The 24828-nt window shown below is 73.3% G+C and carries 20 protein-coding genes and 1 pseudogene; 4 read left to right on the forward strand and 17 right to left on the reverse strand.

All coding sequences use genetic code 11. The features are described from left to right. Positions 1–109 precede the first annotated feature (109 nt). The 8 genes from AC07DW_RS17720 to AC07DW_RS17755 all read right to left on the reverse strand — a co-directional run bounded on the left by AC07DW_RS17720 (position 110) and on the right by AC07DW_RS17755 (position 9389). Positions 110–1468, reverse strand: a complete 1359-nt coding sequence (locus AC07DW_RS17720; protein ID WP_478858578.1) for a trypsin-like serine protease — start codon at positions 1466–1468, stop codon at positions 110–112. 153 nt (positions 1469–1621) lie between these two features. Then, positions 1622–1834, reverse strand: coding sequence for a DUF6059 family protein (locus AC07DW_RS17725; RefSeq protein ID WP_478858579.1), 213 nt, complete (start codon positions 1832–1834; stop codon positions 1622–1624). A 2-nt stretch (positions 1835–1836) separates the two neighbouring features. Then, complete coding sequence (locus AC07DW_RS17730) at positions 1837–3630, reverse strand: acyltransferase domain-containing protein (RefSeq protein WP_478858580.1); 1794 nt, start codon at positions 3628–3630, stop codon at positions 1837–1839. Between the two features lie 107 nt (positions 3631–3737). Then, the gene (locus tag AC07DW_RS17735) at positions 3738–4007 is read right to left on the reverse strand and encodes an acyl carrier protein (RefSeq protein ID WP_189553999.1); all 270 of its coding nucleotides are present in this window, start codon (positions 4005–4007) and stop codon (positions 3738–3740) included. 172 nt (positions 4008–4179) lie between these two features. Next, positions 4180–5400: a ketosynthase chain-length factor gene (locus AC07DW_RS17740; protein WP_478858581.1), complete on the reverse strand. Its 1221-nt coding sequence runs from the start codon at positions 5398–5400 to the stop codon at positions 4180–4182. Next, complete coding sequence (locus tag AC07DW_RS17745) at positions 5397–6662, reverse strand: beta-ketoacyl-[acyl-carrier-protein] synthase family protein (RefSeq protein WP_478858582.1); 1266 nt, start codon at positions 6660–6662, stop codon at positions 5397–5399. Before AC07DW_RS17745 ends, AC07DW_RS17740 begins: the two co-directional genes overlap by 4 nt. 297 nt (positions 6663–6959) lie before the next feature. Next, positions 6960–8549 carry an acyl-CoA carboxylase subunit beta gene (locus tag AC07DW_RS17750; RefSeq protein WP_478858583.1) on the reverse strand — a complete coding sequence of 530 codons (1590 nt, stop codon included), beginning with the start codon at positions 8547–8549 and terminating at the stop codon, positions 6960–6962. A gap of 45 nt (positions 8550–8594) precedes the next feature. After that, positions 8595–9389, reverse strand: a complete 795-nt coding sequence (locus AC07DW_RS17755) for an AfsR/SARP family transcriptional regulator (RefSeq protein ID WP_478858584.1) — start codon at positions 9387–9389, stop codon at positions 8595–8597. A gap of 264 nt (positions 9390–9653) precedes the next feature. Here AC07DW_RS17755 and AC07DW_RS17760 point away from each other — a divergent pair, with 264 nt between their 5' ends. The 4 genes from AC07DW_RS17760 (at position 9654) to AC07DW_RS17775 (ending at position 14265) form a co-directional block, all read left to right on the forward strand. After that, positions 9654–9980 carry a hypothetical protein gene (locus AC07DW_RS17760; RefSeq protein WP_478858585.1) on the forward strand — a complete coding sequence of 109 codons (327 nt, stop codon included), beginning with the start codon at positions 9654–9656 and terminating at the stop codon, positions 9978–9980. Further along, positions 9977–12241: a TOMM precursor leader peptide-binding protein gene (locus tag AC07DW_RS17765; RefSeq protein ID WP_478858586.1), complete on the forward strand. Its 2265-nt coding sequence runs from the start codon at positions 9977–9979 to the stop codon at positions 12239–12241. The genes AC07DW_RS17760 and AC07DW_RS17765 overlap by 4 nt, the downstream gene beginning before the upstream one ends. 251 nt (positions 12242–12492) lie before the next feature. After that, positions 12493–13623, forward strand: coding sequence for a sensor histidine kinase (locus tag AC07DW_RS17770; protein WP_478858587.1), 1131 nt, complete (start codon positions 12493–12495; stop codon positions 13621–13623). A gap of 27 nt (positions 13624–13650) precedes the next feature. Continuing rightward, positions 13651–14265 (forward strand): response regulator transcription factor, encoded by a 615-nt coding sequence (locus AC07DW_RS17775; protein WP_478858588.1) that lies wholly within the window; start codon positions 13651–13653, stop codon positions 14263–14265. 114 nt (positions 14266–14379) lie between these two features. On the opposite strand, the pseudogene AC07DW_RS17780 reads toward AC07DW_RS17775, so the two are convergent. The 9 genes and pseudogenes from AC07DW_RS17780 to cimA form a co-directional block, all read right to left on the reverse strand. Next, positions 14380–14973: pseudogene (locus AC07DW_RS17780) on the reverse strand (4'-phosphopantetheinyl transferase family protein); the annotation flags it as partial. 109 nt (positions 14974–15082) lie between these two features. After that, positions 15083–16321, reverse strand: a complete 1239-nt coding sequence (locus AC07DW_RS17785) for an acyltransferase domain-containing protein (protein WP_478858589.1) — start codon at positions 16319–16321, stop codon at positions 15083–15085. 20 nt (positions 16322–16341) lie between these two features. Beyond that, the gene (locus AC07DW_RS17790) at positions 16342–18141 is read right to left on the reverse strand and encodes an acyl-CoA dehydrogenase family protein (protein WP_478858590.1); all 1800 of its coding nucleotides are present in this window, start codon (positions 18139–18141) and stop codon (positions 16342–16344) included. Then, positions 18138–19847 (reverse strand): fatty acyl-AMP ligase, encoded by a 1710-nt coding sequence (locus tag AC07DW_RS17795; protein ID WP_478858591.1) that lies wholly within the window; start codon positions 19845–19847, stop codon positions 18138–18140. Before AC07DW_RS17795 ends, AC07DW_RS17790 begins: the two co-directional genes overlap by 4 nt. A 79-nt stretch (positions 19848–19926) precedes the next feature. After that, positions 19927–20118 (reverse strand): acyl-CoA carboxylase subunit epsilon, encoded by a 192-nt coding sequence (locus AC07DW_RS17800; protein WP_478858592.1) that lies wholly within the window; start codon positions 20116–20118, stop codon positions 19927–19929. 112 nt (positions 20119–20230) lie between these two features. Beyond that, a complete protein-coding gene (locus AC07DW_RS17805; protein ID WP_478858593.1) occupies positions 20231–20860 on the reverse strand; it encodes an antibiotic biosynthesis monooxygenase family protein in 630 nt (209 codons plus the stop codon). Next, the gene (locus AC07DW_RS17810) at positions 20847–21833 is read right to left on the reverse strand and encodes an aromatase/cyclase (protein ID WP_478858594.1); all 987 of its coding nucleotides are present in this window, start codon (positions 21831–21833) and stop codon (positions 20847–20849) included. Before AC07DW_RS17810 ends, AC07DW_RS17805 begins: the two co-directional genes overlap by 14 nt. Positions 21834–21918: 85 nt before the next feature. Beyond that, positions 21919–22965 carry a ketoacyl-ACP synthase III family protein gene (locus AC07DW_RS17815; RefSeq protein ID WP_478858595.1) on the reverse strand — a complete coding sequence of 349 codons (1047 nt, stop codon included), beginning with the start codon at positions 22963–22965 and terminating at the stop codon, positions 21919–21921. A gap of 24 nt (positions 22966–22989) precedes the next feature. Further along, entirely contained in the window at positions 22990–24612 is a 1623-nt protein-coding gene (gene cimA / locus AC07DW_RS17820) for a citramalate synthase (RefSeq protein WP_478858596.1), read from the reverse strand. Positions 24613–24828 lie beyond the last annotated feature (216 nt).

Below are 24828 nucleotides of genomic sequence, written 5' to 3' on the forward strand. Positions count from 1 at the left end.
GGGGGGGGGGGGGGGGGATGGGGTGGGGTGGGGGGGGGGGGGGGGGGGGGGGGGGGGGGGGGGGGTGGCCCCCCCCCCCCCCCCCCCCCCCCCCCCGCCGCCGCGCCGGTCAGACGCGCTGCCACAGGCCGGCGGTGTCCGACGGGTGCCGGCCCGGCTGGGCCTGGTGCGGCTGGAGGCACCGGTAGGAGACTCCGTCGTACATGACCCGGTCGCCCACGCGGTACACCCGGCCGGCGGCCCAGGTGCCGCCCGGCTCGCCGGTGTCGCCCGGGTCGGGGGCGCTGGTCTTCAGCGTCAGCCCGTACTCCTGGAGCAGCGGGTTGACCGGCTGGTAGAAGGTGGTCCCGCCGTCCTTGCAGTTGCCCGAGCCGCCGGAGGTGACGCCCTGGGCCTGCGTGCCGGAGATGTACGGGCCGCCGGAGTCGCCCGGCTCGGCGCAGACCGTGGTGCGGGACAGGCCCTTCACGGTCCCCTGGAGGTACGACACGGTGGTGTCGTGCTGCTCCACGGTGCCGCAGTGCCAGCCGGTGGTGGAGCCGGACCGGCAGATCGACGCGCCGACGAGGGCCTCGGCGGAGCCGGCGACCTCCACGTTCTGGTCGCCCTGGCCCTTGATGTGCGCCGTCGCGGTCCACTCGGCGTTGGCGACCACCCAGGCCATGTCCTTGCCGGGGAAGGTCGACGCCTTGAACGCGCCCTGGGCCACCTTGTTGTGCCCCATGGTCGCGGCGCCGGCCTGGCCGCAGTGCCCGGCCGTGGCGAAGCCCTGCTGGGTGCCGGAGACCACCGCGAAGCCCACGGAGCAGCGGCTGGTGCCGATGTAGTAGGCGTCGCCGCCCCGGATGTCGTGGGCGAGCGGGCGCGGCCGTTCGGTCGTCGCCTTGACGCGTACGAGCTCGCGTTCGACGCCGGTTGCGGTGAGGAAGACGTCGGCGGCGGAGTCCTTGGCGGCCTCCAGGGTCACGCTGTTGGTGCGGAGGTCGACGTACCAGACCGGGGCGTCGGTGGTCCTGGTCCGTACGGAGCCCTTGTCCAGCTTGGCCTTGGCGGCCTCCAGCCGCTTCAGCCCGTGGCGGACCACTTTGGCCTCGGCCCCGCCCGCCTTGATGGCGGCGGTGTCGGCGGCGTCGGTGGTGGCGACGGTGAGGGTGGCGGAGACCGGTCCGCTCACCCACGCCCCCGCGAACCGGTCGCCCAGGGTGTTCTGCAGGCGGCCGGCCCGGGCGCCGGCCTCGGCCTCGTTCCTCAGCCGGGTCTCGGCCTGTTCCCGGGTCAGGCCGAGGTCGCGCTGCATGGCGTCGAGGAGGGCCGGGGACGGCTTGTCGACGCCGGGCGTGCCGGTCACCGAGGGGGTCGACGGCGGCGCGGGCGCCTCGCCGGCGACCGCGCCGGGCGAGCCGGCCAGCACGAGCGCGCCGACTGCGGTGAGGGTGGCGCACGCGGCTGTGGCGTGTCTGTGGAGCATCGGGTGTCACCTCTGTTCGGGGGGTCTCTTCCGGGGAAGACGTGCCGAACCACAGGTGTTTCCGCAAGGGCGTCCGACGATGTCGGATTAACGTTTCTTCGGCTTTACGGGAGACGCGGGCGCCCGCCATGCGGCGTAACGCCCGCCCGGAAGTCACCGTTTCCGCGCCGGCTCCCTCAGCTGACGCCACAGCGCCAGTTCCGCGTCGCTCGGCGGGAGGTCCGGCCGCAGCCGCTCGGGGTGTCCGTGCGGCGGGGGCCGCAGCTCCGGCCGGGGTTCCGGCGGTGGAGGCATCGGCAGGCCGAGCCAGAGCCACCCGGCGGCCGCCAGGGCGTCGTAGCAGCCGCGCAGGAACCGTGCCGCCACCCTCATGAGCGCAGGACCGGCGCCGGTTCGCGCCGCTCCGCCGCCCCGGCCGCCGCGGACGGCGCGGCGTCCTCGTCGTCGCTCCACGTCCACAGCCGGGACACGGCGTCCATGTCGAGGTCGTGGCCCTCGGTCCAGATCCGCGCCGCGGCGGCCAGCACCGACTGGCGGTCGGCCTCGGCCGTGCCCCCGCGGGCGGGCAGCAGCGGGGAGACCGCGCTCGCGCCGAGGCGGACCGCCCGGTGCCTGCGGGCGAACGCGGTGAGCGTCTGGCGCGGCCCGGCCTCGATCAGCAGGACGTCCTCGATCGCGACGAGCTCCTCCAGCGCCGCCCGGAAGTGGACGGTGTCGGTGATCTGGCGGGCCCAGAAGCGCGGGCTCAGCGCCTCGTCGGGCCGCATCAGCGCACCGGTGTAGCCGGAGTACAGGGGCAGGGCGGGCTCCCGGAACGGGATGCCCCGGTAGTCGGCCTCCACCGCGTCGGACGCGGGGGCCATGGCCGGCGAGTGGAAGGGGCTCGTCGCGGGCACCCTGACCACCGTGAAGCCGTCGGCCCGCAGCCGTGCCTCGGTGGCGGCGAGCGGCTCCGCCGATCCGGCGAGCATCACCTGCTGGGCGGCGTTCACCGCCGCGACGGCCACGTCCGCGTCGAGGTACGGCCGCAGCTGCGTCTCGCTCGCGGCGACGGCCAGCATCCCGCCGGCCGGTATCCTCACCGCCTCGCGGACCCGGGTCATCACCATGGCGACCGCGTCGGGCAGCGACACGACGCCGGCGATGACCGCGGCGACCAGCTCGCCGGCGCTGTGCCCGAGGAGGGCGGCGGGACGTACGCCCCATGCGAGGACCATCCGGCCGAGCGCGTAGTCGACCGCGAACAGCAGCGGCTGGGCGCGGCGCACGTCGTCGATGGGGACCCGCGGCTCGCCGGCCGTGAGCCAGTCGTCCCGGATCCGCGCGCCCTCGTCGCCCATGTGGGCGAGGACCGCGTCGACGGCCGCGGTGAACACCGGCTCGCGGCGGTACAGCCCGCGGGCCATGCCGGTGTGCTGGGAGCCCTGGCCCGGGAAGAGCAGGGCGATCGGCCGGGGCCGGCCGGCGCGTACCGCCTTGGCCTTGTGGACCGTGCCGGCGGCGAGCGCGGCGACGGCGACGGCCGCCCCGCGCACCGGCCCCGGCGGCGTACCGCAGGGTACGGCGGTGGGCAGGGCGGGGAACGCCTCGCTGTGGAGTCCGCTCAGCAGCGGCAGCAGTTCGCCGCGGACCCGGGCCTCGTCCTCCGCGTCCCGGCCCGACCAGAGCAGCAGCCGGTGGCGTTCGGGGGCGGTGGCGCGGTGGCCGTGGTACAGCGGGCGCAGCGGCGGGACGGTGTCCTCGTCGCTGCCGGTCACGTCCAGGACGCCCAGGACGCGGTCGGCGTCGGCGACCGCCTCGGCGGCCCGCTTGAGCGCGTACACGGTGATGGTGTGCGGGTCCGGTTCGCCGAACCCGGCGACCATGGCGAAGTCGGCGTCGCCGTCCTGGAGTTCGCGGTGCGCCTGGCGCAGGGCGCGGCCGGGGGTGAGCGCGGTGCGGACGGTGAACCCCTCGTGCTCGGGCCCGAGGTCCGGGTCGAGCGCCGCCGCTCCGATGTGGACGACGGTGCGCACCGGGAGTTCCCCCGGTGGCCGGCCGAAGGCGCGGAGCACGGCCGACACGGCGGCGGCCGAGGCCACGGACTGCGCTCGCTGCTCGTGCGCGGGGCCGGGGCTGACGACGAGTCGCCGGACGACCGCGCTGTACGACGTGAGAGACATGCTTCCTCCTCGTGGGGCCGCGGCTCCGGCCGCCGGCGGAGTGCTGGTGGGAGGCGGCCGCCCCGCCACGGGGGATGTCGGCAGGGCGGCCGCGTTCGGGGACCGGGTCAGGCCGCGGTGCCCTGACCGGCGTTGATGAGGGCGAGGAGCGCCCCCGGGGTCTCGGCGTCGACGACGGCGTCGTCCGGGATCGCGATGCCGTACTCGCGCTGGATCTGGCCTATGACCTGGAGCAGGGCGAGGGAGTCGTAGCCGAGGTCCATGAAGGGGGTGTCGATGACGTCGCCGTCCAGGTCGATGCCCTCCTCCTCACCGGCGCTCTCGCGGAGCATGCGGGTCAGGTCGGCCAGGGTGACGGTGGTGGTCGTCGTGGTCATGGCGGTGCCGTCCTCTCGTAGAACTACTCGGGTGGTGCCTGTCGGACCCCGGCCGGTTCCTGAACGTGCCTCCGGCGGGAGCTGATGTGCCGTGGGGGGTGTGTCGTGGGGGTGTCCCGGTGCCTCGCGGGAGGCGCCCGGTGCTGGGGCGCCCCGTGGAGGGCGCCCGGTGTCAGGCGGCGCGCCGTACGACCAGCGCCGCGTTGAAGCCGCCGTGTCCGCGGGCCAGGACGAGCGCGGTGCGCAGCCCCGCCTCCCGGGCCTGGCCGGTGACGAGGTCGATGCGGTGCTCCGGGGAGGCCTCGGTCACGTGCGCGGTCGGCGGGATCACGCCGTCCCGCAGGGCGAGCAGGGCCGTCGCCACGTCCAGCGCCGCGCCTCCGGCGAGCAGCCGCCCCGTCATGGTCTTGGGCGCGGTCACCGGTACGCCGTGGGGCCCGAAGATCCCGGTGAGGGCCTCGGCCTCGATGCGGTCCGCCGAGGGCGTTCCGGCGGCGTCGGCGAACACGACGTCGATGTCGGCGGGGGTGAGGCCGGCGTCGGCGATGGCGTACTCGGCGGCCCGGCGCAGCCCCGGCGGGCGACCGGAGCCGGGTGCCGGGTCGAGGGTCGCCGCGTACCCGGCGATCTCCCCGTAGACCTGGGTGGCGCCGCGCTCCCGCGCCGACCGCTCGTCCTCGACGATGAGGATCGCGCCGCCCTCGCCCGGCACGTATCCACTGGCGTCGGCCGCGAAGGGCAGGTAGGCCCGCTCGGGGTCGTTCACCGTGCTCATCAGCCCGGAGGCGATCTGCGGGACCCAGCCCCAGGGGCAGATGGCCGCGTCGACACCGCCGGAGATGACCGCCGGGAAGCCCTTGCGGACGTGGCGCCGGGCCTGGCCGATCGCGTCGATGCCGCCGGCCTGCTCGGTGAGCAGCACCCCGCTGGGGCCGCGAAGCTTGTGGCGGATGGAGATCTGGCCGGTGTTGACGGCGTAGAACCAGGCGAAGGACTGGTACGCGCTGACGTACTCCTTGCCCTTGCTCCACAGGTTCTCCAGCTCGCGCTGGCCGAACTCGACGGCCCCTCCGGACGCCGAGGTCACCACGCCGATGCCGAACTCGGGCATCTCCTCCGGGTTGATGCCGGCGTCGGCCAGGGCCCAGTCCGCCGCCGTGAGGGCGAGGCGGGTCATGTGGTCGGTCTGCGGCATCAGCCTGCTCGGGATGTGCTCCTCGGCCACGTAGTCGGACACCTCGCCCGCGACGCGCGACGGGTACTGTCCGGCGTCGAAGCGGGTGACCGGGCCCAGGCCGGACCGGCCGGCGAGGGTGGCCTTCCAGAAGTCCTCCGTCCCCAGCCCGTTGGGGGCGGTGACGCCGAGGCCGGTCACCACGGTTGCCGTGGTCATGCGGTTCTCCTCTCCGGGCGGGCCAGCACCATGGCGCTCTGGAAACCGCCGAAGCCGCTGCCCACGCTGAGCACCACGTCGGTCTTCTTCTCGCGGGCGGTCAGGGGGATGTAGTCGAGGTCCAGCTCGGGGTCGGGCTCGTGGAGGTTGGCGGTGGGCGGCAGCACACCGTGCTCCATGGCCAGGGCGCAGGCGGCGATCTCCAGGGAGCCGATCGCGCCCAGGGAGTGCCCGATCATCGACTTGATGGAGCTGATCGGCGTCTCGTACGCGTGGGCGCCGAGGCTGCGCTTGAACGCGCCGGTCTCGTGGCGGTCGTTCATCTTGGTGCCGGAGCCGTGGGCGTTGATGTAGTCCACCGAGTCCGGGGCGAGGGCCGCCTCACCGAGGGCGACGTCGATGGCCTCGGCCATCTCGCGGCCGTCGGGCTTGAGGCCGGTCATGTGGTACGCGTTGCAACGGGAGGCGAATCCCGCGATCTCCGCGTAGATGTGGGCGCCCCGCCGGCGGGCGCTCTCCAGCTCCTCCAGGACGAGGATCGCCGCGCCTTCGCCGAGGACGAGGCCGCTGCGGGTCCGGTCGAAGGGCCGGCAGGCGCTCTCGGGGGTGTCGTTGCGGGGGGTGGTGGCGTGGATGGCGTCGAAGCAGGCCGAGGTGATGGGGGAGATCGGGGCCTCGGTCGCGCCGGCGATCATCACGTCGGCGGTGCCCTCCCGGATCAGGTCGACGGCGTGGCCGAGCGAGTCCAGGCCCGAGGTGCAGCCGGTGGACACCACGGCGGCCGGTCCCTCGGCGCCCGCGGCGCGGCCCACCTCGGCGGCCATCGAGCTGGGCACGAAGTGCCGGTACAGCTCGGGGACGGCGTACTCGTGGTCGACGTTCCACTTGCGGCCGCCGTCGCTGACCACCACGTACTCGCGTTCCAGGCTGGTGGTGCAGCCGACCGCGCTGCCCAGCGAGGTGCCGACGCGGCCCGGGTCGAGGGCGGCGATGTCGAGGCCGCTGTCGGCGAGGGCCTCGCGGGTGGAGACGACCGCGAACTGCGCGGCCCGGTCGAGCCTGCGGATCTCCTGAGGGGTGAGCCCCGCGGCCGCCGGGTCGAAGTCGCACTCGGCGGCGACCTGCGAGCGGAACGGGGAGGGGTCGTAGAAGGAGATGCGACGGGTGGCGGTACGCCCCGCCGTGAGGAGGTTCCAGTACTCCTTCACTCCGACCCCGCCGGGGGCCACGACGCCCAGTCCGGTGATGGCGACTCTGCGCATGCCGCTACCTCGCCTTCGACGGGGCCGGGTGCCCCCACGGGCACCTGCCGGATGGAACTGTGCGGGCCACTGTCGATCCCTTCGTCCGTGTCACTGCTGAAGCCGTTCTGGTGCGGGGTGGTGCCGGCGCGGAGGCCGGGCCGCTGCGGCGGCCGGGGCTGTTCGGGGTGGGAACGCCCCGGCCGGCCGGACCGGACGGGCGCCCGCTCGTGACGTGCCGCCGTTTCCGGTGACGCCATGGAACGTCCGTCGGCTCGATCGGCGCTCGCGCCCACATGGACCAGCCGCGCCGGTCCGTCACGTGGGCACGTTGCCGTGCTTGCGAGCAGGCACTTCGGCCTTCTTGGCCCGCAGCATGGCGAGCGAGCGGATCAGGGTGCGGCGGGTCTCCCCCGGCTCGATGACGTCGTCGACGAGCCCGCGTTCGGCCGCGTAGTAGGGGTGCATCAGCTCGGACTTGTACTCCTGGATGCGCTGTGCCCGCAGTGCCTCGGGGTCGTCGGAGGCGGCGATCTCCCGGCGGAAGATGACGTTCGCCGCGCCCTCGGCGCCCATCACGGCGATCTCGTTGGTGGGCCAGGCGAACGACAGGTCGGCCCCGATGGAGCGCGAGTCCATGACGATGTACGCGCCGCCGTACGCCTTGCGCAGCACCAGGGAGATGCGGGGCACGGTGGCGTTGCAGTACGCGTACAGCAGCTTGGCCCCGTGCCGGATGATGCCGTTGTGTTCCTGGTCGACGCCCGGGAGGAAGCCGGGGACGTCGACGAGCGTCACCAGCGGGATGTTGAAGGCGTCGCAGGTCGACACGAAGCGGGCGGCCTTCTCGCTGGCGTGGATGTCCAGGACGCCCGCGAGGGAGGCCGGCTGGTTGGCGACGATGCCGACCGGGTGTCCGTCCAGGCGGGCCAGGGCGCACACCACGTTGCGGGCCCAGCCCTCGTGGACCTCGAAGTACTCCCCGTCGTCGACGATCTCCTCGATCACGCCCCGGATGTCGTAGCTCCGTCCGGGATCGGCCGGCACCAGGTCGGCGAGCGCGTCGGTGCGGCGGTCCGGCGAGTCGTCGCCCCGGGCGGGCGGCGGCAGCTCGCGGTTGTTCGACGGCAGCAGTGAGAGGAGGAACCGTACGTCCTCCAGGCATTCGGCCTCGTCGTCGTACGCGAAGTGGCAGACGCCGGAGGCGGTGGCGTGGACGTCCGCGCCGCCCAGGCCGTTGTGGGTGATCTTCTCGCCGGTCACCGCCTGGACCACGTCGGGTCCGGTGATGAACATCTGGGCCGTCTCCCGCACCATGAACACGAAGTCGGTGAGGGCCGGGGAGTACGCGGCGCCACCGGCGCAGGGCCCGAGCATCACGCTGATCTGCGGGATGACTCCGGAGGCCGCCACGTTGCGCCGGAAGATGCCGCCGTAGCCGGCCAGCGCGGTGACGCCCTCCTGAATGCGGGCGCCGGCCCCGTCGTTGAGGCTGACCAGCGGGGCCCCGGCGGCCTCGGCCAGGTCCATGACCTTGTGCACCTTGGCGGCGTGGGCCTCTCCGAGGGCTCCCGCGAAGACGCGGAAGTCGTGCGCGTAGGCGAAGACGGTACGGCCGTGGACCAGTCCCCAGCCGATCACCACACCGTCCCCGTGCGGTTTCCTGTCCTCCAGGCCGAAGCCGACGGCCCGGTGCCGCCGGAGCGGTTCGATCTCGGTGAACGTGTCCGGGTCGAAGAGCAGCTCGAGGCGTTCGTGGGCGGTGAGCTTGTTCCTGGCGTGCTGCCGCCGGGTGGCCTCGGGGTCGGGCCCGCGGCTCACCTCTTCCTTGAGGCGGCGCAGCTCGTCGGCGGCTCGTCGCAGGTCAGGGGCAGCCTGGGTGACCGTCAGGTCGTCGAGGATCGTCATCGGCCGAACGTAGGCAGCTCGGCTCGAGACGTACTGGAGCAGATGTCAGCCGGCGGTCGACAGCGGGAGCTCCAGCGCCGGGTCCGCGGAGAGCACCGCGTGGTGCAGCCGCTGCAGCCGGGGCGAGGGCTCCAGGCCCAGCTCGTCGATGAGCGTGCCGCGCAGCCGCTGGTAGGCCTCCAGGGCCCGCCAGGCCGCGCCCGCGCGGTGCAGCGCGGTCATCAGCTGGGCGCAGAAGTTCTCGTGCATGGGGTGCTTGGCGACCAGGACGCGCAGTTCGGGCACGATCTCGGTGTGCCGGCCGAGCCACAGGTCGGCGTCGATCCGCCTTTCGAGGGCGGCCATGCGGTCCTCCTCCAGGCGCAGCACCTCCAGTTCCAGGACGGGGCCGACACGGACGTCCACCAGGGCGGGTCCCTGCCACATCCGCAGGGCGCCGCCGAGGAGTTCGGAGGCGGCGTAGTGGTCGCCCGCCTCGTGCGCGGCGCGTCCCGCCGTGGCGAGCCGGCCGAACTCCTGCACGTCGATCTGACCGGGCTGGACCTGGAGCAGGTAACCCCCGTGCTGGGTGACCAGGACGTCCTTGGCCTGACGGGTGGGATCGCCGTCCAGGGCGGCGGTGAGTTTGCGGCGCAGTTGGAGGATGTACGTCTGCAGGGTGGTGGCCGCGCTGCGGGGGATGTCCTCGCCCCAGATCTCCGCCATCAGCGTCGGGACGGTGACCACGCGGTCGGCCTGCAGGGCGAGCAGGGACAGTATCTGTCGCGGCTTGGCGGCGGTCGGCACGATGGACACCCCGTTCTCACGGGCTGCCAGCGGTCCGAGGACCTTGATCTCCATGTGTTTGCCCTCCTCTTCCCGTTTCCCCGGCGGTCCCTCGTACGGGACGGCCGCCGGCTCCGGAGCCCAGCTCTGGAGCCTGGAGCGAGCCTGGCATCAGCGGTGTTGGAGCCCCAGTGAGAGGGTCACGAGGCCGGGCATGAAAATGTCATGCCCCGCTGGTGACTCCCACACTGTGCCGCCGGTCTCACCGGGCAGCAGAATCCGTGCCCTCGGAACGTCGGACGACAGCTCGTACGACGCCATCTACGAGGGGGACCCATCATGAGCACCGCTCTGACCAACGCACGCCCGGACGTCGAGAATGCGAGCGCCGTCGCGCTCGCGAACGATCACCGCATCGCGCTGTTGACGGCCCGGACCGCTCTTGAACCGGAACTCGCCCAGCGTTACACCGAGGACCCCCGCTCCCTGCTCGCCGAGTTCGGCCTGATGGCCGTGGAACCGGCCTACGCCGTGTGGGGGACGGAGGACGACACGCACCTGCTGATCGAGGACCTGGACCGCATGGGTTCGGGCGGCGAGGGGTTCAGCATCGTCTTCACCAAGAGTGACGTGCCGTTCCCGTCGGCCGGGACCGCCCTGAGATGACGACGACACTGCCTGAGGGCACCGCGCACCGGGTGGGTTTCAAGCCCCACCTGCGGGTGGAGATCGTGCGGGGCGAGGCCGTCTACCTGCTGTCGGAGCGTGGCACGACCGCGTTGCAGGGAAGGTCCATCGAGACCCTCGCACCGCTGCTGGACGGTACGCGGACGCTGTCCGGTCTGCTCGACGAGGCGGCCCGCACGCTGCCGCCGGCGGAGGCGGGCAGGCTGATCGCCAAGCTGGCGCAGGCCGAACTGATCGGCTACCGCGATCCGCTGGCGGACGACGCCGCCGCGGCGTACTGGGAACTGGCGGGCCTGGGCAGCACCGAGGCCGTGTCCGCGCTGCGTGACACCACGGTCGAGGTCATCGCCTTCGGCCGGGTGAGGGCCGAGGAGGCACGCAAGCAGTGTGTCGCCGAGGGCCTGACCCTGGCGGGTGAGGGGGGACACGTGGACTTCACCCTGGTCCTCTGCGACGACTACCTCGATCCGCGACTGCGTGATCTGAACAGCCGGTTGCGGGCCCGGCAACGGCCGTGGCTGCTCGCCAAGCCGTGCGGGGCCGAGGCGTGGGTGGGCCCCGTGTTCGGTCCGGGCGACCGGCCCTGCTGGTCCTGCCTGGCCCACCGGCTGCGCTCCCGGCTGTTCTCCCAGTCACCCGTCCGGCAGGCCCTCGGCCTGCCGGGCGCGGTGCCGGTCCCCGACGCCTCACTCGGCGTGGTGCGGGGTCTGGGCCTGCACACGGCGGTCCTCGAGACGGTCAAGTGGATGGCCGGCATGCGGTACGAGGAGCAGGGAGCGGTGTGCACGCTGGACACGCGGACGCTGCGCACCCGTCACCACCAGGTGGCGCGGCGTCCGCAGTGCCCGGACTGCGGGGACCCGGAACTGGTGGCGAAACGGGTGCGCGGGCCGGTCGTCCTCACGTCGCGCCCGAAGGCCACGGGCACGGGCGGCAATCACCGGGCTCTGCCGCCCGAGGCGGTTCTGGCGCGCTACCGGCACCTCGTCGACCCGGTGACCGGTGTCGTGCCCGAACTCCAGACGGTGACGGACACTCCGGAGGGCCTCAACCGCTGCCTGTCGGGGCGGAACGCGGCCTTGCAGGCCCACTCGCTGAGCGGTGTGCGGGGCGGTCTGCGCAGCCAGAGCGGCGGGAAGGGGATCACCCCGCTGGAAGCGCGGGTGGGGGCTCTGTGCGAGGCGGTGGAGCGCTACTCCGGTACGCGTCAGGGCGATGAGCCGGTGGTCGTCGACACTCTGACCGGGCTGGGGCGGTCGGCCCTGCACCCCAACTCCTGCCAGCTGTACGCGGACCGGCAGTTTCGCGAACGCAACCGGTGGAACGCCACCTGCACGCCCTTCCAGCACGTCCCCCCGCCGTTCGACCCGCGTGAAGCGGTGGAGTGGACTCCGGTGTGGTCCCTGACGGCCGGCGAGCACCGCCTGCTTCCCACCTCCATGCTGTACTTCGGGCCGGGTCCGGACGGCTTCGCCAGGTCGCCGTGGGCGGACTCCAACGGAGCCGCGGCGGGCAGCAGTCCGGAGGACGCCGTGGTGCAGGGGTTCCTCGAACTGGTGGAGCGCGATGCCGTGGCGCTGTGGTGGTACAACCGCACGCGGCAGCCGGCGGTGGACCTGGACGCCTTCGACGAACCCTGGCTCGCGCGCGTCAGGGAGTGTTACGGGCGGCTGGGCCGTGACATGTGGGTGCTGGATCTGACGTCCGATTTCGGAGTTCCGGCCATGGCGGCGATCTCCCGCCGGACCGACGGGGCGGAGCAGGGCATCGCTTTCGGTTTCGGCGCGCATTTCGATCCCGCGCTGGCGCTGCGCAGAGCGGTGACGGAGATGAGCCAGCTCCTGCCCGTGGGCCGGCAGGAGCACGAGTTCCGCGGCTCGCATCCGGATCTGGACCGCTGGTGGACGTGCGCCACGGTCGAGACGCATCCGTACCTGGCTCCCGACGCCGCCGAGGCGCCACGCGGGCCGGGGCACTACCCGCGGGAATCACGCAGCGACCTGCGGGAGGACGTGGAGGCCGCCGAGCGGCTCGTACGGGAGCGGGGGATGGAACTGCTGGTCCTCGACCAGACCCGCCCTGACGTCGGACTTCCCGTCGTGAAGGTCATCGTGCCGGGGATGCGGCACTTCTGGGCGAGGTACGCGCCCGGCAGGCTGTTCGACGTACCCGTGGCACTGGGCCGGCTGGCCCGGCCGACTCCGTACGGTGACCTCAACCCGGTTCCGCTGTTCGTGTGAGAACGACCGGCGATTGCGAGCAGTGGCTCAGGCTCAACGCATAGTCATACTATGCGCTTCGCCACCCCTGTCCTGGCGAGGAGACGGCTATGCCGGATGCACCCTTTCATGCGGAAAGTGTTATTCCGCATCAGCAGCACGGCCTGCGGGGCCCGCTCAGGCGCGCGGGCGGTGTCCGGTCGCCCCGGCAGGATCTGCGCGTCTCACCGAGGCAGGTGACACCGGCGCCACGACTCGCCCGGGGAATCATCGTGGTGGCGCTGAGCTGCTACTGCTCCGTGACGGTCATCAACGTCCTCCGGAACGTCCGGCTGGGGACGGTGACGCTGGTCATCTGCCTGGCGACTGTGCTGGTGGCCTTCGGGGTGCAGTTCGCCGTCTCCTCCGCCCGGGCGCGGTCATGGAGTCTGCGCCGCCGCGTCACCGTCCTCGGGACCCAAGTGGTGCTCACCTACCTGCCGATGGTCTGGTTCGACGCCAGCTGGGGGAGCATGCAGGGGCCACTGTGCGCGTCGATCCTCCTGACGCTCCCGCCGCGCATCGCCTGGCCGGCCTACGGGCTCGTCGTCGCCGGTCTTATCCCGTACTCCATCCTGGCCGGCGCCGGGCCGCTCGACGCCGGTTACGTCGTCATCGCGGGAGGTCTGACCGGACTGGTCATCTACGGCCTGAGCCGTCTCGCCGACCTGGTGCAGGAACTGCACGCCACCCGGGAGCAGATGGCCAGGATGGCCGTCACCCAGGAACGGCTGCGGTTCGCGCGGGATCTGCACGACCTGCTCGGCTACAGCCTTTCGGCCATCACCCTGAAGGGGGAACTGATCCAGCGGCTGGTGCCCGTCCGGCCGGAACAGGCCGCCGAGGAGACCGCCGACCTGCTGCGGGTGGCCCGTCAGGCGCTCGCCGACGTACGTCTGGTGTCCAGCGGTTACCGCGACATGTCCCTGTGCGACGAGGCGCAATCGGCGGGGGCGGTGCTCGCGGCGGCCGACGTGCGGGCGGAGGTCCAGGTCGAGTGCGGGCGCCTCCACCCGGCCGTCGACACGGTCCTGGCGACCGCGCTGCGTGAGGGAGTGACGAACATTCTCCGCCACAGTCGCGTCCAGGTATGTAGCATCAAGGCACTTGTCGAAGGGGACACGGTCCGGCTGACGCTGGTCAACGACCGTCCGCACGAGGAGCCCGATCACGTCTCGCCGATCGTCCGGCGCGGCGGAAGCGGCCTGGACAACCTTCGTACGCGCTTCGCCTCGATCGGGGGCGGCCTGAGCGCGGGCGTACGGGAGGACGGGCGGTTCCACCTCGAAGCCTGGGCACCGCTCCGCCCGCAGAGCGGCGGAGAGGGAACGCCGGACGCGGTCCGGGAGAGAGCCGCGGCCTGAAACGGACGCCGATGACGGGGGTTTTTGATGCTGTCCGTGAAAATCCTCCTGGCCGAGGACGTGCACATGGTCCGGGGGGCGCTGATCGCGCTGCTGGAACTCGAACCGGACCTGGAGGTGGTCGCGGCCGTCGACCGCGGTGACACCATCGTGCAGGCCGCCCTGCGGTCCCGGCCCGACGTGGCCGTGATCGACGTCGACCTGCCGGGGATCGACGGACTGACGGCGGCAGCCGAGCTGCACGAGCAACTGCCCAGCTGCCGCACTTTGATCCTCACCAGCCTGGGCCGCCCGGGAACCCTGCGGCGCGCCCTGTCGGCGCACGTCTCCGGCTTCCTCCTCAAGGACTCACCGTCGGACCAGCTCGCGCTCGCCGTCCGGTCCGTGGCGGCCGGTCGGCGGGTCGTCGACCCCCAACTCGCCCTGGCCGCGTGGGACTCGCCGGAGAATCCCCTGTCCCCGAGGGAGCTGGAGGTGCTACGCCTCGCCGCGCGCGGTGCCGACGCCGCCGAGATCGCCGGGTGCCTCTACCTGTCCAAGGGAACGGTCCGCAACTACCTGACTGCCATCGTCAGCAAGCTGGGCGCCCGCAACCGGATCGACGCCATCCGCCTCGCCGAGGAGGCCGGCTGGATCCCCTGACCCCGGACGGGGCGCCGCCAGCAGCGCGTCGAACAGCCCTTCGTCCAGGGTGGTGTCCACGGCGACGTCCACCGGCTCACCGAACCCCGCGTCGAACACCGCGGCGCTCACCACGTAACGGCCACCCGCCGGGAACGTACCGAACGTCCACGAACCGCCCGCGGGTGTGCCGTCCGGCCGCACCAGCCAGGCGCCCGCGTCGTCCAGCGCGAAGCCGAACTCGGTGAACCGGAACCGCAAGCCCTGGCCGAGGGCCTTGCTGTAGGCCTCCTTGAGGGTCCACAGCCGCACCATGGTGTCGTTGCGCGTGTCCTCGCCGCCCGCGTCGAGCTGCCGCTTCTCGTAGGGGGTGCACGCCTGGGTCTCCGACCCGGTGTGCGCCAGGCGGCGGTCCGCGCGCTCCACGTCGACACCGACGCGTCCCATACGGGTGATCCCGACGACCATCATCTCCTCGGTGTGGCTGAGGCTGACGTCGATCTGGTCGCAGCCGCGCACATAGGGGCGGCCACCCGGCTGGTACGACAGGTCCACCAGGTGCGGCGCGGTCCGCAGGATCGCCGCGGCGGCGTGCCGCAGCAGCAGGCGGGAGGCGGTGAACCGCTCGCGCAGCCGGGGCTGGGTGAACGTCTGGTAGCGGTGCCAGTCCCGGCCGAGCAGCCGCGGCAGCTCGCCCTCGGTGCCCTCGGGGGGCAGCCACGCGGACATCGTCCCGTACACCAGCACGGTCCCCGTGTGGGCGAGTTCGTCGCGCACCGGCTGCCACGGGCCCCGCGGTCCCCGCACGGGCAGGGGTTGCCCGATCCGTACCGTCACCTCACGCCCCGGCCAGTGCGGCGGCCAGCGGTCCGGCGTCGAGTACGGAGATCACGCCGGCCAGGTCCACGGCGTCGCTCTCCGGACCCTGGCACACGGGCAGGCAGACGGGGCCCCGGGCGCCGCCCAGCCGGCGCAGGTACGGGGTGAGCACCGCCCTCGGGCCGATCTCCACGACGTGCGTCGGCGCCTGCTGGGCCAGCAGGGCGCGCGCGGCGTCGGCGAACCGGACGGGCGCGGTCAACTGCTCGGTCCAGTACGACGCGTACAGCGGTTCGGTGGTGAGTCTGCCGTACACCGTGGAATAGAAGGGCACCGAGGCCGCGCCGCCGGGGACCCTGCGGACAACCGCCTCGAACTTGGGGACCACGGGCGCCATCAGCGGGGAGTGGAAGGCGTGCGTGACCGTGAGGTGCCGGCAGCGCACCCCCCGCTCGGCGAGCTTGCTCTCGATCCGCTCCAGGCCGCCGCGGTCGCCGGACAGCACCGTCGACTTGGCGGCGTTGATGGCGCTGATGCCGACGCCCGGCTCGCACGCGATCAGCTCGGTGGCCTCGTAGGGCGTGATGCAGGCGGCCATCATGCCGCCGCCGGAGGGCAGGTACTGCATGAAGGCCCCGCGCAGGGCGACCAGCTTGGCGGCGTCCGGCAGGGTGAGGGCGCCCGCGACGGCGGCGGCGGCGAACTCGCCGATCCCGTGGCCCAGGACGGACACCGGGCGGACACCCGCCTCCTCCAGGGTCCTGGCCAGGGCGTACTCGACCGCGAACAGCGCGGGTTGGGTGAACGCCGTCTGGTGGATCCGCGGGTCCTTGCCCAGGATCATCTCCACCACCGACAGGCCGGTGTAGGGCTGGAGCACCGTCCCGGCCTCGTCCAGGTAGCGGCGGTAGACGGTGGAGTTCCGGTAGAGCCCCGCGGTCATGCCGGGGTGCTGGGAACCCTGGCCGGTGAAGACGAAGGCCGCCCGGATCCGGCTGCCGCCCGATCCCGCGCCCCGCTCCGCCATGTGGCGGGCGAGCTCCCGCACGGTGGGGTACGCCCAGATGTCGGCGGGCTCGACCAGCGGCCCGAACTCCTCCTCGATGTCTCCGTACAGGCTCAGTCCCGCCACCGAGTCGAGGTACTCATGCACGGAGTCGGTCTCCCGCACCGGCCGGCCCAGGTAGTGGGCGAGCCGGTCCAGCAGCCATTCACGGTAGGCCGTCTCGAAGTCGTCGTCCCGCTGCTGTTCTCGCATGATGTGCTCCTTCTCGGCGGTCAGGCAAGGGGTGAGTCGTACAGGTCGTAACTGCGCCGGCCGTGCAGCCGGGACAGCACCTCGGCGAGCACCCGCCGCTCACAGGCGGTGGGGCGGTCCGGCAGCGGCAGGCCCAGCCGCCGGCACAGCCGGTACAGGGCGGCGGTGGGCCAGGCGGCGTCGGCGAGGAAGGTGCCGGACTCGCCCCCGGCGGTACGCCGGCCCCGCCACACGCCCAGGCACGCGGCGGCGGCCAGCACCAGCGTGTACCGGTCCGCGAGGCCGAAGTTGTGCGGGCTGGCCAGCGCGGTGCGGTCGCTCAGGGGCACCTCGGCGAACGCCTTGCGCAGGTCGCCCAGCTCGGTGGTGAGCGAGCGGGCGAGGAAACGCAGGACGGCCCGGCCCTCCTCCTCCAGGCCGTCCGGCAGCCCGGGGCCCTCCAACAGGTCGGTGGAGGCCACCAGGGTCGCCGCCAGCGGGTCGCCGTCGCCCAGCAGCGCGGGCCGGGTCAAATCCAGCGGCGGCAGGTCGTCGTCCAGCGCGAACAGCGCGGCGGGCGCCTCGGGGTCGGCGAACCAGGCGTGCCGGGCGAAGTACGGCAGCTGCGGCAGCAGGCTGACCTGCCGGCCGGCGCTGCCGGCGTGGCCGAGCGAGGTGACCGGCAGGTCGCGCAGCTGCTTCTGGAACATCCCGTACATGCCGTCCTCGGCGAACGTCGCCTCGCCGAGGACCGCCGACATCTCGTCCATGCTCTCCGAGACGAGCTTGGGCGCGAGGTAGGCCGCGGCGGCGGCGTAGGCGCTCATCTGCTTGGGCAGCAGGTGCAGCCCCCGGGTGGAGACGAGGGCGAGGCAGTCGATCAGCAGCAGGTCGAGGAAGCCCCCGGTGAGGACGTCCCGCACGTGCTGCACGTCGAGCGACGAGCGGCCGTCGTCGCGCCGGCGGGCGGCGAACCGGGCCGTGGTGCGCAGTGCGGTGTCGGCGCCGGCGAGCACGATGGACGGGATGAGCCCGCGGATGACGAGCGAGGAGCGCAGCGACAGCTCGTAGCCGTCGCCCGGCTCGCCGAGCACGGAACCGGCCGGGACGGGGCACCGCGTGATGCGCAGCCCGCCGAACTCGGCGCTGCGCATCCCGGTGGTGGCCCGCCGTGCCAGGTTCTCGACCCGGTCCGGGGGCAGTTCCCGGCGGTCCAGCAGCAGGACGGAGCGGCTCCGGCTCCCGGTGACGCCCGGGGTCCGGGCGAAGATGACCAGACCGTCGGCGCGGGAGGCGTTGGCGATCGCCGACTTGCTGCCGTCGAGCACCAGTCCGCCCTCGGCGGGCCGTACGGTGAACTCGTCGCTGACGAAGTCGTTCCCGTGCGCCACCTCGTGGCGCGCGACCGCCATCCGCCGCCCCTCCAGCAGGATCCGGGCGGCGAGCCGCCGCTGTGCGGCGTCCCCGGCGGTCCACACGGGAGTGGCGGCGAAGAAGCAGTTGAGCCCGTACCCGAACCCGAGGGAGGCGTCGCGGCGGAACACGGGACGCAGCAGCCGGCCCAGGACGTCCATCCGCTCCAGCCTGCCGCCGAGGGGCGCGGGCACGAACTCGGCGTTCAGCCCGTACGCGTCCAGAACCCGCTCGGCCTCGGGCAGGACCGTGCCCGCCGCGTCGGCGGCCAGCAGCGCGGCGCCGCCGAGCGGGTTGGCCGGGTCGTCGAGCGGCCCGAAGGCCCGCTCCAGCGCGTCGACGCGCTCCCGCGCCCCGGTCCCGGCCATGCCCCCGGCGTCGGCTCCGGCGCCGTCCCGCACCCCGGGGGCGTCGTGCGTCGCGGTCACCGCCGCCTCCCCGAGGCCACGAGGCGCTGGACCTCGGGGTCGACGCGCTCGTGCAGCGCGGTGACCTCGCCGCGCAGGAACAGCCGGCGCATGGCCGCCCGTTCGACCTTGCCGCTGGTGGTCCGGCGCACGGTTCCCGGACGGACGAGCAGCACTCCCCCGGTCGTGACCTCGTACTCCTCCCGCAGTTGCTGCTGGACGGCGGTGACCAGACCGGCGAGGTCCGTGTCGTACCGGCCGCCCGCCCGCAGCTCCTGGAGGATCACGATGCGCTCGCGCGCGCCGGGCACGGCGAACGCGGTGGCCGGTCCGAACAGCGCGCTGACGCGCTGCGCGGTGCGCTCCAGGTCCTGCGGGTACAGGTTCCGGCCCGCGACCACGATGGTGTCCTTGAGGCGCCCGTTCACGTGCAGGAGGCCGTCGGTGAGGGTGCCGAGGTCCCCGGTGCGCAGGTAGGGCTCGGAGCCGTCGCCGATCCGGCCGTCGAAGACCGCCGCGGTCTCCGCGGGACGCGCCCAGTAGCCGGGGCCGACGCCGTCCGCCCGTACCCAGATCTCGCCGGTGCGGCCGTCCGGCAGTTCCTCGTGGGTCTCCGGGTCGACGATGCGTACGTCGGCGGAGGCGGGCGGGCCGCAGTGGGCGGTTCTCCCGGTCCCGGTGAGGTCCGCCGGGGCGCCGGCGGCGCCGGACACCAGCAGCGTCGCCTCGGCCAGCCCGTAACACGGGATCAGCGCCTCGGGGCGCAGGCCGGCCGGGGCGAACCGCTCCGCGAAGGCGCGCAGGGTCGCCGGGTCGACCGGCTCCCCGCCGGAGACGGCGACGTCCCAGCCCGAGAGGTCGAGCCCGGCGATCTGGGCGTCGTTGACCCGGCGCACGCACAGGTCGTACGCGAAGTCGGGCGCGCCGCTGGCGGACAGCCGGTACCGCGAGACGGTCTCCAGCCAGTGCGCGGGGCGCTTGACGAAGGCGGTCGGGGACAGCAGCACGGCGGTGCCGCCCAGCCACAGGGCGTGCAGCAGCTGGCCGACGAGGCCCATGTCGTGGTGGAGCGGGAGCCAGCCGCCGATCCTGGCCCCGCGCCGGGTGCCCAGCGCCCTGCCGATGGCCTCCTGGTTGGCGAGGAGGCTGCGGTGGGTGACCACCACACCGCGCGGGTCCCGGGTGGAGCCGGAGGTGTACTGGAGGAAGGCGACCGCGTCCGGGCCGGAGGGGGCCGGCACGGGTTCCGGCGCCCCGGCGGCGGCCTCGGGGCCGGCCGCGGTGTGCGGGGCGTCGGTCAGGACGCAGGTGACGTGTCCGTGGCCGGTGCGGGCGAGCAGCTGGGAGACGTCGGCGGCCTCGGCCGAGGCGGTGAGCGCGCAGGAGGCCGAGGCGTCCTTGATGATCCCGGCGATGCGTTCGTCGTGGTGCGGGCGGCCTCCTGGCGGGGCCACCGGGACGGCGACGGCGCCGGCGTACAGGCAGGCGAGGAAGCCGGTGGCGAACAGCTCCCGGGAGCTGTGGGTGAGCAGCACCCGGTCGCCGGGGGCGATGTGCTGCCGCAGGCGGCCGGCGAGTGCGCGGGCCGCGCGGTCGAGCTCCGCGTAGGTGATCGTGCGGGGCTCCAGGATTCCCGACCTCTCGGTCAGGATGATGAGGGCCTCCCGTTCGGGCGACTGTGCGGCCTGGGCCTGGATGAGTTCGGTGAAGGTCCGGTGACCGGTCACGCCCTCCCCCTTGCTTGTCGTGCGGCCGCACCTCCCGGTGCGGTCGCGGCTGTCCCTGGCGATCGTGTGGTGGTTGCGGTCACGGACCGGGCCGGGCCATCGGCGGCCGGTAGTCGCCCGCCTTGACGGTCCATTCCGCGTACGCGGCCTTCTCCGCTTCGCCCGGCTCGCCCCCGCGGCGCGCCAGGGCCAGCAGTACGGCGGTCACCGCGGCGAGTTCGGCCGCGTCGGGCTGACCGCGGAGCACTGTGATGCGCGTTGGTTTCACCATGGGGACAGCCTGCGCCCCGCCGCTCGAAGCGGGCTCGCGCGGCGAACGCGGAAGAGCCGAGGACCTGTGGTCCTCGGCTCTTCTGCCGGTGGAGCCGTCCGGGCGGGCCCGCTCAGCCGATCAGGCGCTCGTACGCCACGTGCCGGGTCCGGTCCACCTCGATGTCCGCGCGCCGGCCGAGGGCGTGCCGCAGGGCGCGGTACTCCGCGCTGCCCAGGGCACGGTCGCAGTCCGCCGTTTCCCGCCACCACTGGAGACCGGTGTACCTTCCGGGGAGCAGGGTCGAGCGGAGCAGGTCGCTCCCCCCGAAGCCGCCGAGCGTGGCGAAGTGCTCGTTCATCTCGGCGTAGCCGCGCTCGAAGGCGTACGGGTCCTCGCGGACCGTGACGCGGGTGAGCACCACGTTCTCCGCCCCGATGACGGCGTTCTCCCTGAGTACCCGGGCGACGCTGACGGCCTGGTCGGCCTCGGCGTCCACGAGCGGGCCGAGCTCCTTGACGTGGAACTGGAAGGTCTCGTCGTTGACGGTGTCCAGGAAGCCCCGCAGGGTGCGCCAGTGGCCGATGTGCGCGTACACGTCGGGCCGGTCGAGGAGTCTCACGGTGACGAGGAAGTCGAAGCCGTCCCGGCGGCGCAGGTACTGGGAGTGCTCCCTGAAGAGCCTCTCGAACGTCGCTGCGTCGCCCTTGACCTCGAAGCGGTTGATCACCGCAACCGGCTTGTGCAGACTACGATCCGGCACGCGCTTCCTCCGCGAACTGCTTGGCATGGCGCAGGGTGGTGGAGCTGTTGGTACCGAGCGCCTTGCGGACCAGTGCGCGGGCCTCGGCGAGCGTCGCCTCGGGGCCGAGTGCCGCGCGGACCCCTTCGGGGTCGAGCGTGACGGTGTGCCACGAGGTGGCTCTGACTGTACCGTCACCCAGCGACTCGATCACCCACCTGCCGGTGTGCCCGCTCATGGCGACCGGTACGCGGAGCTGCTTGTAGACGATCATGTTGCGGTCCTCGAAGCACACACGCACCGAGGTGGTGTTGTGGGTGGAGCCGTCGGGGCTGCGGGTGTCCATGTCCATGTGCTGGACGCCGGGTTCGTCCTCGGTGAGGTCGAGGCGGGCGACGTGGGGCAGCCGCTCCGGCCAGAGGTCGGCGCGGTCGAGGAAGGCGTAGACGTCGCCCGCCGCGTCGGCGACGACCTCGGAGTCGCTGAAGGTGAAGTGGAGTTCTTCGCGGGCGTCGCCCAGTTCGGCGGCGTTCTTCAGGGCGGCCAGCTCGGCGCGGCTGTTGCGGTCGACTGCCTGCTCGATCAGTTCCTCGGCGGCCGGGTCGTCGTCGGTGGCGCGGTAGTCGTGGAGCAGGACGACACGGGTGCGGCCGTCCTCCAGCGGTTCGACGCGCCACTCGCCGCCCATCGAGGCGACGGGCGCGGCGGAGACCACCTGGCGGAAGGTGATGGTGCGCGACGCCGGGTCGAGGGTGCGCCGGGAGGTCCAGGTGCGGACCTTCTCGTTGGCGATGGCCCAGATGCGCAGCAGTTGTTCGCCGCCGGTCTCCGGCGCCTCTTCGAGGACCTCGACGTGGACCGTCGGTCCGAACACCTGGGGCCACGCGGAGACGTCCGCCACGAGGTCGTAGATGGTGGCGGGCGTGGCCGCCACGGTGATGGAGTGCTCCGTGACGTGGGGAGCTCTGGTCTCGGACGTAGCGGTCGGTGCCACGGCAACTTCCCTTCGACAGCCGCGAGGAACGGCGGTTCTCAGATTGACATGGGGGTGCTCAAGAGCGGGTGGAGCCGGGGTGGAGTCAGGGCGCCGGGTGGTCGGCGGCCCAGGCGGGGCGGTGGAGAATCTCCAGGACGGCGCAGCCCCAGCTGTAGCCGGCGCCGACGCTGACGAGCACGCAGCGGTCGCCGGGGCGGGCCTTCCCCGAGACGATCAGGTGGTCGAGGCCGGCGAACTGGTCGCCCGCGCCGAGGTGGCCGACGGTGCGGCTGAAGTCCCAGGTGGTCCGCTCGGGATCGATGCCGAACGGCTGGTAGAAGATGGACTGCAGCCGCCGCCGCCCGAAGTGGGGCAGGACGACCCACTCGGCGTCGGCCAGTTCGAGACCCGCGTCGGCGAGGGCCTCCTTCATCACGGTCTGCTGGCCGTTGTGGGCGCGGGTGATGGCGTACGACATGCCGACCCGGCCGATGAAGGCGCGTTTGGCCTCCTCGAAGTCGACCGGGATGCGCTGGCTGAAGGGGGCGGGCCCGAAGGGCTCGTCCCCCCGGTGCAGGGGTTCGAGTTCCGGATCGGCGTACGTCGCCAGGGAGACGAGCCGGGCGAAGCCGCCGCGGCGCGAGAGCACCAGCGCGCTCGCGCCGTCGGCGTACGGGGTGCCCGGATCGGTCCGCCAGCGGTCGATGCCGGGTTCGCAGAACCGGTCGGCGGTGGTCAGCAGGGCGTCGCCGCGTCCGTGGCCGGCCGTGAGATAGGCGGTGGCGAGGTCCAGGGCGGCGAGGCCGCCGTTGGACATCTGCCGGATCTCGACGGCCTGGCAGGTGTTGCCGAGCGTCTCGCGCTGGATGTACGAGGCGACCGGCCACAGGTCCTGGCCCTGGTGGTAGGTGTCGGCGTGGAGCAGCAGGTCGACGTCGCCGCCGTCGCTGCCGGCCCGGTGCAGGGCCGTGCGGGCGGCCGCCGCGCCCATCTCGGCGGCCGACTCGCCGGGCGAGTACGCCACGGACACCAGGCCGGTCGACGAGGCCACCCGGGGCGGGCAGGCCCCGGAGGCGACGGCGTCGGCGACCGTGACGACGGAGGGGAGCCGCACGGAGGTCCCCCGTATATAGATGTCTTCCACACGCACAGTGGCTCCCGGGAGATCGAGGGCTCAGCCCGTGGCCGCCGCGGCCAGGGGAGGTGAGCCGTGGGCCTCGGCGGGCCCGTCGAGCAGGACGTAGTGGACCGCGTCGAGCAGCGCGGCCCAGCTGGCGGTCACCGTGTTCTCGTCCACGCCCACGGTGCCCCACCGGTGTTCGCCGTCCCGGTAGGAGATCAGCACCCGGGCGGCGGCTCCGCTGCCGATCTGGCCGTTCAGGACGCGAACCTGGTAGTCCACCAGTTCGAGGCGCGTCAGGGCCGGGAAGTACGGGTCGAGCGCCGAGTGCAGGGCGGTGTCCAGGGCGTTGACGGGGCCGTTTCCGTGTCCGGTGGCGGTGACGCTCTCGCCGTCGACGCGCAGCCGCACGGACGCCTCCGTACGCACTTCGCCGTCGCGACGCCGTGAGACGCCCACGGCCCACGAGTCGACCTCGAACGGCGGCGTGCCCGGGCCGCCGGCGAGTTCCTCGCGCAGCAGCAGGACGAAGGAGGCGTCGGCGGACTCGAAGCTGTAGCCGCGGTTCTCCAGGTCCTTGACACGGGCCGCGGCACGGGCGACCTCCTCGGATCCGGCCGCGACGTCGTAGCCCAGTTCGCGGGCCTTCAGCTCGATGGAGGACCGCCCGCCCATGTCGGAGACGAGGGTGCGCATCCGGTTGCCGACCCGGGCCGGGTCGGTGTGCTGGTACAGGTCGGGGTCGACGCGCAGGGCGGAGGCGTGGAGGCCGGCCTTGTGGGTGAAGGCGGACAGGCCCGTGTAGGGCGCCGCCGGGTTGCTCCGTACGCCGGTGAGTTCGGTGATCGCCCGGCCGGTGCGGGACAGGTCCCGCAGCCTTTCGAGCGGGACGACCTCCCGGCCGCGCTTGAGCACGAGGTTGGCGATGACGGTGAAGAGGTTGGCGTTCCCGCACCGTTCGCCGTAGCCGTGGGCGGTGCCCTGGGCGTGGACGGCGCCGGCGTCGACCGCGGCCATGGTGTTGGCGACGGCGCACCCGGTGTCGTCGTGGCAGTGGATGCCGATGGGGGCGCCCGTCATGGCGATGGTGTCGGCCACCACGGCCCGCACCTCGTCCGGGAGCGAGCCGCCGTTGGTGTCGCACAGCACGACGGTCTCGGCGCCGGCCTCGGCGGCCGTGCGGACGACCGCCAGGGCGTACTCGCGGTTGACGTGGTAGCCGTCGAAGTAGTGCTCGGCGTCGAGGAAGACGCGCCGCCCGGCGTGCACCAGGTGCCGCACCGTACTGCCGATCATGGCGAGGTTCTCCGCGAGGGTGGTGCGCAGGGCGTGCTGCACATGGCCCGTGTGGCTCTTGGCCACGAGGGTCACCACGGGCGTCTCGGCGGCCAGCAGGGCCCGCACCTGCGCGTCGACGGACACCGGGATGCCGGGCCGGCGGGTGGCGCCGAAGGCGGCCAGGACGGCGTTCTTCAGGTCGAGCTCGCCGCGCGCGCGGCGGAAGAACTCCGTGTCCTTGGGCACGGCCCCGGGCCAGCCCCCCTCGATGAAGCCCACGCCGAGGGCATCGAGCCGACGCGCGACGGCGAGCTTGTCCTCCACCGTCAGCACCAGGCCCTCCTGCTGGGTGCCGTCGCGCAGGGTCGTGTCGTAGAGCTGGAAGCTCTGCTCGGCCATCGGCCCCTCCCTTGTCCGGTGTATGTCCGGCGGTTGCGGCACGCCGGTTGGATTCCCCACGGTCGGGCGACGGGCCGGAGAACGGCTCGAACGCCACTGGACCGGGAAATGGCACGACGGCGGGGGGGGGGGGGGGGGGGGGGGGGGGGGGGGGGGGGGGGGGGGGGGGGGGGGGGGGGGGGGGGGGGGGGGGGGGGGGGGGGGGGGGGGGGGGGG

It is taken from the genome of Streptomyces sp. NPDC045701 (assembly GCF_056432045.1).

What these genes read in the sequence shown, in the direction of transcription:
- AC07DW_RS17720 (WP_478858578.1), bottom strand. Translation starts at nt 1,468, where the DNA reads ATGCTCCACAGACACGCCACAGCCGCGTGCGCCACCCTCACCGCAGTC.
- AC07DW_RS17730 (WP_478858580.1), bottom strand. Translation starts at nt 3,630, where the DNA reads ATGTCTCTCACGTCGTACAGCGCGGTCGTCCGGCGACTCGTCGTCAGC.
- AC07DW_RS17735 (WP_189553999.1), bottom strand. Translation starts at nt 4,007, where the DNA reads ATGACCACGACGACCACCACCGTCACCCTGGCCGACCTGACCCGCATG.
- AC07DW_RS17740 (WP_478858581.1), bottom strand. Translation starts at nt 5,400, where the DNA reads ATGACCACGGCAACCGTGGTGACCGGCCTCGGCGTCACCGCCCCCAAC.
- AC07DW_RS17745 (WP_478858582.1), bottom strand. Translation starts at nt 6,662, where the DNA reads ATGCGCAGAGTCGCCATCACCGGACTGGGCGTCGTGGCCCCCGGCGGG.
- AC07DW_RS17750 (WP_478858583.1), bottom strand. Translation starts at nt 8,549, where the DNA reads ATGACGATCCTCGACGACCTGACGGTCACCCAGGCTGCCCCTGACCTG.
- AC07DW_RS17755 (WP_478858584.1), bottom strand. Translation starts at nt 9,389, where the DNA reads ATGGAGATCAAGGTCCTCGGACCGCTGGCAGCCCGTGAGAACGGGGTG.
- AC07DW_RS17760 (WP_478858585.1), top strand. Translation starts at nt 9,654, where the DNA reads ATGAGCACCGCTCTGACCAACGCACGCCCGGACGTCGAGAATGCGAGC.
- AC07DW_RS17765 (WP_478858586.1), top strand. Translation starts at nt 9,977, where the DNA reads ATGACGACGACACTGCCTGAGGGCACCGCGCACCGGGTGGGTTTCAAG.
- AC07DW_RS17775 (WP_478858588.1), top strand. Translation starts at nt 13,651, where the DNA reads ATGCTGTCCGTGAAAATCCTCCTGGCCGAGGACGTGCACATGGTCCGG.
- AC07DW_RS17785 (WP_478858589.1), bottom strand. Translation starts at nt 16,321, where the DNA reads ATGCGAGAACAGCAGCGGGACGACGACTTCGAGACGGCCTACCGTGAA.
- AC07DW_RS17800 (WP_478858592.1), bottom strand. Translation starts at nt 20,118, where the DNA reads ATGGTGAAACCAACGCGCATCACAGTGCTCCGCGGTCAGCCCGACGCG.
- cimA (WP_478858596.1), bottom strand. Translation starts at nt 24,612, where the DNA reads ATGGCCGAGCAGAGCTTCCAGCTCTACGACACGACCCTGCGCGACGGC.